Below are 797 nucleotides of genomic sequence, written 5' to 3'. Positions count from 1 at the left end.
CAGTTGCAAGCCGCTGCGGACGAGGCGATCTCGCGTTTCGGCGGCTTCGACACCTGGGTCAACAATGCAGGCGTCTCGTTGTACGGCCGCTGCGTCGATGTACCACTGGAGGACCAGCGCAAGCTCTTCGGCACGAATTACTGGGGCGTCGTCAACGGCTCGGTCGTCGCCGTGCAGCATTTGCGGGAACGGGGCGGCGCGCTCATCAATCTCCGAAGCGAGCTATCGGATGTCGCCATTCCGCTGCAAGGTGCCTACGTGGCATCGAAGCATGCCGTGAAGGGCTTCACCGATGCGCTGCGCATCGAACTCGCCGACGAGCGCGCACCGGTCTCGGTCACCCTCGTCAAGCCTGCGGGCATCGACACGCTCTTCGTCGAGCATGCGAAAAATTATCTGGATCATCAGCCGAAGCTGCCGCAGCCGGTGTATGCGCCTGAAGTGGTCGCGCTAGCCGTCCTGCACACCGCGGCTCATCCGCAGCGCGATGTCTACGCGGGTGGCGCGTCGCGCGGCATGGCGTGGTTCGGGCGCTCGGCGCCGCGCGTGTACGACGCGATGATGCGCCGGCTCGGCGTGAAGGCCCAGCTCACGAGCGAGCCCCGGCGCGACGGCGATGCGCTCCATGAGAGCGGCACAGGCCTGAGCGAACGGTCCGGACGACACGGCCGGGTCCGCGAACGCAGCTTTTACACCGATGCGCATACCCATCCCATGAGCGCGCGTGCGGCGCTCATGGGAGTCGCGGGCGTGCTGCTGGTCGCGGCGGCGCGGCGCTATGTGCGCGAGACACAGGG

1 protein-coding gene is annotated in these 797 nt (G+C 67.0%); it reads left to right on the top strand.

The window, feature by feature from the left end; genetic code table 11:
- The coding region (locus AWB74_RS44975) for an SDR family oxidoreductase (RefSeq protein WP_061152849.1) at positions 1–797 on the top strand (797 nt) is incomplete at both ends.

It is taken from the genome of Caballeronia arvi (assembly GCF_001544695.2).
Classification (GTDB): domain Bacteria; phylum Pseudomonadota; class Gammaproteobacteria; order Burkholderiales; family Burkholderiaceae; genus Caballeronia; species Caballeronia arvi.
Note: the sequence above shows the minus strand (reverse complement) of the source record. Positions and strands in the feature narration are given on the sequence as shown.